The organism is Kitasatospora sp. NPDC004799, from assembly GCF_040609095.1.
Taxonomy (GTDB): domain Bacteria; phylum Actinomycetota; class Actinomycetes; order Streptomycetales; family Streptomycetaceae; genus Kitasatospora.
Map to the genome: position 1 here is coordinate 1 of NZ_JBEXJK010000397.1, position 7,426 is coordinate 7,426.

Below are 7,426 nucleotides of genomic sequence, written 5' to 3' on the forward strand. Positions count from 1 at the left end.
GCCTCTTCCAGGGGCTCGCCGAACTGCGCCGCCGCAACCGCCGCCCGCTGCCGCTCGACGCCGCGGACGTCCGGGGCCGTCGGCGTTCCGCGGTCCACCGTTTCCGGTCCGGGCCGCGCGGAGCGGTGTCTACACTCCGGTGCCATGCTGCAAACTCCGCGCGGGGCCCGCCAGGTGGCCGCCCTCAGCCTGGTGTTCGGCGCCGTGCTGCTGGCCGGCGCGGCCACCGGCGCCTGGGGTGACCCGGCCGACCCGCCGCACCGCCCCTCCGCCGACACCGTCCGGGCCGCCGGCGCGCTCCCGGCGGACCCGGCCGGCGCCGCCCTCTCCGAGCAGCAGGCCGAGCACCTGCTGGCGGCCGGCGGCGACCGCTGGGGCGCGTACTACAGCGCCCAGGAGTACGCGGAGTTCAGCCAGGGCCTGGACGGCCGGTACCCGGGCGTCGGCCTCTCGGTCGGCCGCGGCCAGGACGGCGTCACCGAGGTCTCCCAGGTCGCGCCGGGCGGCCCGGCCGCCGCGGCCGGGATCGCCCCCGGCGACCGGCTGGTGCGGATCGGCCAGGACCAGGCCGACCACCTGCCGGTCACCGAGGTGGTCGCGCGGCTGCGCGGCCGCGGCGAGGAGCGCCGGGCCGGCTCCGAGGTCACCCTGGCCGTCCGCAGCGGCGGGGGCGACGAGCGCGAACTGCGGCTGCGGCGCGTGCTGCTGGACAGCCGGCAGGTCACCGCCGAGCAGCTGGGCGGGGGCGTCCTGCGGGTGACCGTGCGCGCCTTCACCAGCGGCGTGGCCGACCAGGTGCGCGCCGCGCTGCGCGCCCCGCACACCGGCGTGGTGCTCGATCTGCGCGGCAACTCCGGCGGGTTGGTCGACGAGGCGGCCGACACCGCCGGGATCTTCCTGGACGGCGGAGCGGTCGGCTCGTACCAGGAGCGCGGCGAGACCAGGGAGTTGACCGCCCCGCCCGGCGGCGACCAGCGCACCCCGCTGGTGCTGCTGGTGGACGGCGGCACGATGAGCGCCGCCGAACTGCTCGCCGGGGCCCTCCAGGACCGCGGCCGCGCCCTGGTCGTGGGCTCGCGGACCTTCGGCAAGGGCACCGTCCAGCAGCCCAGCCGGCTCGCCGACGGCGCCGTGCTGGAGCTGACCGTCGGCCGCTACTACACCCCGGCCGGCCGCTCCCCGGAGGGCACCGGCCTGGCCCCGGACGTCCCGGCAGGCTCGGGCGAGGAGGCCGACGGACTCGCCCTGCGGGTCCTCGCGGGCCTGGGCACCCGCGCCTAAAGCAGCTGCCCGATCCGGCACCGAAGTGCGAGAATGACCGGGCTATGGCAAAGGAAACCGGACAGAAGCTGATCGCGCAGAACAAGAAGGCGCGACACGAGTACACGATCCTCGACACCTACGAGTGCGGCCTCGTCCTCACCGGCACCGAGGTCAAGTCGCTGCGCGAGGGGCGGGCCAACCTGGTCGACGGCTACGCGTACATCCAGAACCACGAGGCGTGGATCGACAACGTCTTCATCCCCGAGTACACCCAGGGGACGTGGACCAACCACGCGGCCCGGCGCAAGCGCAAGCTGCTGCTGCACAAGCTGGAGATCCGCAAGATCGAGACCAAGGTCCGCGACGCCGGCCACACCCTGGTCCCGCTCTCGCTGTACTTCAAGGACGGCCGGGTGAAGCTCGAACTGGCGCTCGCCGTCGGCAAGAAGCTCTACGACAAGCGCCAGACGCTGCGCGAGAAGCAGGACACCCGCGAGACGGCCCGCGCGGTGGCGGCGGCCCGGCGGCGCCAGCGTTAATCCGCTGGACCCTCGCCGGTCGCCTCGCGTACTATGGCGCAAGCAACACGGACGATCACCGTCCGAGCTGTTTCTCAACAAAACATGGGGATGATCGGTTTCGACAGGGGATGTTGAAACAGGGGAAGCGAGCCGAGGAACGCGGCAATGATCTCGTTAACCACGTGTCGCAAAAAAATAATCGCCAACTCTAAGCGCGATTCCCAGCAGTTCGCTCTCGCTGCCTAATAAGCACCGATAGCGCTTGGGTGTCAGACCGGGGGGTTCCCGACCCGGACCCTGGCATAATCTAGGGAACTCAACCGTCCGCCCGGGCTGCGAGGGCGGATGGGAAATCAAACAGCAGCTGGGCCTGTTGGCGGCTTGTCCGTGTGACCGCCAGGGCCGAGAAAAGCACAGCGGACTGCGCTCGGAGAAGCCCTGAATTGACTCCACTGGACCCGGGTTCGATTCCCGGCATCTCCACCACCCCATGTTCACACCGAAGGCCGTCCTCCGCTCCGCGGAGGGCGGCCTTCGACTTTTGTCCGTTCCGGAGCAGCGCGGCCCGGGGGTCGCGGCGTAGGATCATCCGTCCGCTCGTTTTCCGGAGCCGGATTCCGCCGCTACCACCGAGGCCATGCAGAGCAACACGCCCACCACCCCCGCCACCGACCACGAGACCGTCCGCACGCGCGAGATCGCCGGTGAGCAGCAGCACCTCGACACCGTCTACCACCGGTTGGAGGAGAAGCTCGCCGAGGCCGAGTACATCCTGGAGGACGCCGCCAAGCGGGTCCAGGTCGGCACTCCCGGCGCGCTCGCCGAACGCGACGCCCAGGTCTACCGGGCCGGCGCCCACCTCCAGCGCCTGAACAGCGAGTTCGAGGACTTCCTGTTCGGCCGGATCGACCTCCAGCGGGCGGACGCCCCGGAGGAGCACGGCATCCCGTCGAACACCCCGCTCGACCCGGCCGACCCGGCCGTCGCCGAGACCCTCCACATCGGTCGGCTGGGCGTGCTGGACGCCGAGTACGGCCCGCTGGTGATCGACTGGCGCGCGCCCGCCGCCGCCCCCTTCTACCGCGCCACCCCGGTCGAGCCGGGCCGGGTGATCCGCCGCCGGGTGATCCGCTCCAAGGGCCGCAAGGTGATCGGCGTCGAGGACGACCTGCTGCGTCCGGACCTCACCCCGACCCTGGACGGCGAGGAGCTGGCGGTGGTCGGCGACGGCGCGCTGATGGCCTCGCTGGGCCGCGCCCGCAGCCACTCGATGCGCGACATCGTCTCCTCCATCCAGCGCGAGCAGGACGAGGTGATCCGGGCCGCCGCCGCGGGCGCCACGCTGGTCACCGGCGGCCCCGGCACCGGCAAGACCGCCGTCGCCCTGCACCGCGCCGCCTACCTGCTCTACCAGGACCGCCGCCGCTACGCCGGGGGCATCCTGGTGGTCTCGCCGACCCCGCTGCTGGTCTCCTACACCGAGGGCGTGCTGCCCGCGCTGGGGGAGGAGGGCCAGGTCGCCATCCGGGCGGTCGGCTCGCTGGTGGACGGCATCGAGGCGGGCACCTACGACACCCCCGAGGCGGCCCGGGTCAAGGGCTCGGCCCGGATGGTGCAGCTGCTGCGCCGGGCCGCCCGCGCGGCGCTGGAGCTGGGCGCGCCGCAGGAGCTGAAGGTGGTCGCCCGTGGCGAGGTGCTGAAGCTGGACGCCTCCCGGCTGAAGGCCGTGCGCGGCAACGTGGTGGGCTCCGGCGGCACCCCGCTGAACCTGCTGCGCCCGCGCGCCCGCCGGCTGCTGCTGGACGCCCTGTGGCAGCAGGCCACCAGGGACCTGCCGAAGCCCGCCGACCACTACGCCCGCGAGCAGCGCCAGGAGGAGAAGGAGTCCTTCGACGAGTACGTCTCGGACGAGGCGTCCTTCCTGGACTTCCTGGACGCCTGGTGGCCCGCCCTGACCCCGCGCCGGGTGCTCGGCACGCTGCGCCAGCACCGGCACACCAACCGGATCGCCCGCCGCGCCGTCACCCCGGACGAGGCCCGGCTGCTGGCCGCCTCCTGGCGGCACCTGTCCGCGGAGGGCGAGGGCGCGCTGTCCGCGCACGACGTCGCGCTGATCGACGAGCTCCAGGTGCTGCTCGGCGAGCCGGCCCGCCCGAAGGTCCGCGAGGTGGACGCGGTGGACCTGCTGAGCGGCCTGGACGAGGTCACCACCTTCGCCGACCGCAGCGCCCGCCAGCGCGACCGCCAGCCGGTGGAGCGCAAGGAGTACGCGCACGTCATCGTGGACGAGGCGCAGGACCTCACCCCGATGCAGTGGCGGATGATCGGCCGCCGCTCCCGGATGGCCACCTGGACGATCGTCGGCGACCCGGCGCAGTCCTCCTGGCCGTTCCCGCAGGAGGCCCAGGCCGCGCTGGACGAGGTGCTGGCCGGCAAGCCGCGCCGGCGCTTCACGCTGACCGTGAACTACCGCAACCCGGCCGAGATCGCCGAGGTCGCGGCCAAGGTGCTGGCGCTGGCCGCCCCGGGCACCCCGTCGCCGAGCGCGGTGCGCCACGTCGGCGTGGAGCCGCGCTTCGCGGCCACCACCGACCCCTCGCCGGAGGCCTTCGGCGCGGCCGCCCGGGCCGAGCTGGAGCGGCTGCTGGCCGAGGTGGACGGCACCGTGGCGATCGTGGTGCCGATGGACCGCCGGGACGAGGCGGCCGGCTGGGCCGAGGGCCTGGGCGAGCGCGTGGTGGCGCTGGGCAGCCTGGAGGCCAAGGGCCTGGAGTACGACGCGACCGTGGTCGCCGACCCGACCGGCATCGCCGGCGAGTCGGAGGCCGGCCTGCGGGTGCTGTACGTGGCGCTGACCCGCGCGACCCAGCGGCTGACCGTGCTCTCCGGCCCGGACGACCTGCCGGACGCGGCCGGCGTGCCCGCGCTGCTGCACGGCTGACGGCGCGTACGGAAGAAGGCCCCTCACCGCACGGTGAGGGGCCTTCAGACGTTGACGACACCGACCCGCCATGCTCGCCTCGCGGCAAGTGGTCCCTCGAAGGGACGAAGGTTGGGCCCGGGGGCTTGGATCGAGCCGGTGTCCCGTCCAATGTAACGCATCGGCCGGGAGAGGCAAGGAGTGAGCGGCGGGAAGCGGCGGCGCCGGGCGGGATTGTCGGGTCCGCACACTCAATGAACGTTATTTCTGGCTACCCCTAGGTAGGTGCGACGATCGAGGTCCAGCATGTGCAGGCGATGCCTTCAACACAGTGTTGAGCCTGCGGGACAGACGGAAGAAGGAAGCGTCGATGGCGACGGTGCCCAGTGTCTCCAACTCGATCACGGTACGGCTGGAGGTCCCGGCCCGGGGCAACGCCGTCAGTGCGATCACCACGGCCGTGGAGTCCTCCGGCGGGTCGGTGACCGGTCTCGACGTCACCGCCTCCGGCCTGGAGGCCCTGCGGATCGACGTCACGGTGGCGGCCGCCTCGGTCGCGCACGGCGAGGAGATCGTCGAGAAGCTGCGCGCGATCGACGGCGTGTCGATCGGCAAGGTCTCGGACCGCACCTTCCTGATGCACCTCGGCGGCAAGATCGAGATGTCCTCGAAGCTGCCGATCCGCAACCGTGACGACCTCAGCATGATCTACACCCCGGGTGTCGCCCGGGTCTGCATGGCGATCGCGGAGAACCCCGAGGACGCCCGCCGCCTGACCATCAAGCGCAACAGCGTCGCCGTGGTCACCGACGGCTCGGCGGTGCTGGGCCTGGGCAACATCGGCCCGGAGGCCGCGCTGCCGGTCATGGAGGGCAAGGCGGCCCTGTTCAAGCGCTTCGCCGGGATCGACGCCTGGCCGATCTGCCTGGACACCCAGGACACCGACGAGATCGTCGCCATCGTCCGGGCGATCGCCCCGGGCTTCGCCGGGATCAACCTGGAGGACATCTCCGCGCCGCGCTGCTTCGAGATCGAGGCCCGGCTGCGCGAGGCCCTGGACATCCCGGTCTTCCACGACGACCAGCACGGCACCGCGATCGTGGTGCTGGCCGCCCTCACCAACGCGCTGAAGGTGGTCGGCAAGGAGATCGGCGACATCCGCGTGGTGATGTCGGGCGCCGGCGCCGCCGGCACCGCGATCCTCAAGCTGCTGATGGCGGCCGGCGTCGAGCACGCCACCGTGGCGGACGTGCGCGGCGTGGTCCACCTGGGCCGCGAGGACCTCAACGAGAGCCTGCGCTGGATCGCCGAGCACACCAACCGCTCGGGCCGCACCGGCACCCTCAAGGAGGCCGTGGCGGGCGCCGACGTCTTCATCGGCGTCTCGGCCCCGAACGTCCTGGACGGCGACGACCTGGCCACCATGGCCGAGGACGCGATCGTCTTCGCGCTGGCCAACCCGGACCCGGAGGTCGACCCGGCCGTCGCCCGGCAGACCGCCGCCGTGGTCGCCACCGGCCGCAGCGACTTCCCGAACCAGATCAACAACGTGCTGGTCTTCCCGGGCGTCTTCCGCGGCCTGCTGGACGCCCAGAGCCGCACCGTCAACACCGAGATGATGATCGCCGCCGCCCGGGCGCTGGCCACCACCGTGGCCGACGACGAGCTGAACGCCAACTACATCATCCCGAGCGTGTTCCACAAGGACGTGGCCAAGACCGTCGCCTCCGCGGTGCGCGAGGCGGCCCTGGCGGGGGCCCAGGAGGACGTCGTACCGGCCCGTCCGACCCCGGGCATCGTCGGCACCCTCGACACGTCCGCGTTCCCCACCGTCAAGCTCTGACGGCCGGACCGGGCGACGTGTTGCGGATCGCTCAAATGTGCGAATAGCGGTCATACCCGGCCGGCCCGCCCCGAACCCTTGCGACACAAGGGCGAGGGGCGTGTTTGGGCTTGTCAGTCGTAGGGCGTACCGTAGCCCTGCACGGGGCAGGCGTGTCCGACAAGTACGGAACGTCCCCCTGGTCTTCCGGCGTGTCGTCCCGACCGCCGCCCGCGCCCGGTCCGCCGGAGCCGACGGAGCGTCACACCTCCAACGGGCGGGCGATGTTCGGGTGGCTCGGCCGGGGCCCGATTGGCTTTCTCGGGGCCGGTCGGGGCAGGATTCGTATCCAGGCGGGCGGGTGGGCCTTCGACGGCTCCGGCGCGCGGCATCGGGTGCGGACCCGGCCTGCGACCACGCATTGCCTGCATGAGCACAGTGTGCGGACCTGCGGCCCATCCGGGTGCCCCCCGGTGGGAGCACCGATGGGCCCCCGCGCACCGCAAGCGAACAGACCACAGGAGTACACATGAACCGCAGTGAGCTGGTGGCCGCGCTGTCCGAGCGCGCCGAGGTGACCCGCAAGGACGCCGACGCCGTTCTGGCCGCCTTCGCCGAGATCGTCGGCGAGGTCGTCGCCAAGGGCGACGAGAAGGTCACCATCCCCGGTTTCCTGACCTTCGAGCGCACCCACCGCGCTGCCCGCACCGCCCGCAACCCGCAGACCGGCGAGCCGATCCAGATCGCCGCGGGCTACAGCGCCAAGGTGAGCGCCGGCTCCAAGCTGAAGGAAGCCGCCAAGGGCGCTGCCTGAGCCACCCCTTGAACGCCCGAGAGGCCGGGCTCCCCCCGGGGGTGCCCGGCCGCGCGCCCTCGTGCGGTGGGGGGGCCGGCCCGGGC

5 protein-coding genes and 1 other RNA gene are annotated in these 7,426 nt (G+C 72.7%); all 6 read left to right on the plus strand.

The features are described from left to right. Window positions 1-144 precede the first annotated feature (144 nt). The 6 genes from ABZW03_RS33430 to ABZW03_RS33455 all read left to right on the plus strand — a co-directional run bounded on the left by ABZW03_RS33430 (window position 145) and on the right by ABZW03_RS33455 (window position 7,340). Window positions 145-1,281: a S41 family peptidase gene (locus ABZW03_RS33430; protein WP_355266835.1), complete on the plus strand. Its 1,137-nt coding sequence runs from the start codon at window positions 145-147 to the stop codon at window positions 1,279-1,281. A gap of 44 nt (window positions 1,282-1,325) precedes the next feature. Next, window positions 1,326-1,802 carry an SsrA-binding protein SmpB gene (smpB, locus tag ABZW03_RS33435; protein ID WP_224282587.1) on the plus strand — a complete coding sequence of 159 codons (477 nt, stop codon included), beginning with the start codon at window positions 1,326-1,328 and terminating at the stop codon, window positions 1,800-1,802. Window positions 1,803-1,888: 86 nt separating this feature from the next. After that, window positions 1,889-2,270: a transfer-messenger RNA gene (gene ssrA / locus ABZW03_RS33440) on the plus strand. A gap of 151 nt (window positions 2,271-2,421) precedes the next feature. After that, a complete protein-coding gene (locus tag ABZW03_RS33445; RefSeq protein WP_355266838.1) occupies window positions 2,422-4,725 on the plus strand; it encodes a UvrD-helicase domain-containing protein in 2,304 nt (767 codons plus the stop codon). 349 nt (window positions 4,726-5,074) lie between these two features. After that, window positions 5,075-6,547: an NAD-dependent malic enzyme gene (locus ABZW03_RS33450; protein WP_355266841.1), complete on the plus strand. Its 1,473-nt coding sequence runs from the start codon at window positions 5,075-5,077 to the stop codon at window positions 6,545-6,547. Between the two features lie 508 nt (window positions 6,548-7,055). Beyond that, window positions 7,056-7,340 (plus strand): HU family DNA-binding protein, encoded by a 285-nt coding sequence (locus tag ABZW03_RS33455; protein ID WP_030242980.1) that lies wholly within the window; start codon window positions 7,056-7,058, stop codon window positions 7,338-7,340. Window positions 7,341-7,426: the final 86 nt, after the last annotated feature.

What these genes read in the sequence shown, in the direction of transcription:
- ABZW03_RS33450 (WP_355266841.1), top strand. Translation starts at nt 5,075, where the DNA reads ATGGCGACGGTGCCCAGTGTCTCCAACTCGATCACGGTACGGCTGGAG.
- ABZW03_RS33430 (WP_355266835.1), top strand. Translation starts at nt 145, where the DNA reads ATGCTGCAAACTCCGCGCGGGGCCCGCCAGGTGGCCGCCCTCAGCCTG.
- ABZW03_RS33455 (WP_030242980.1), top strand. Translation starts at nt 7,056, where the DNA reads ATGAACCGCAGTGAGCTGGTGGCCGCGCTGTCCGAGCGCGCCGAGGTG.
- smpB (WP_224282587.1), top strand. Translation starts at nt 1,326, where the DNA reads ATGGCAAAGGAAACCGGACAGAAGCTGATCGCGCAGAACAAGAAGGCG.
- ABZW03_RS33445 (WP_355266838.1), top strand. Translation starts at nt 2,422, where the DNA reads ATGCAGAGCAACACGCCCACCACCCCCGCCACCGACCACGAGACCGTC.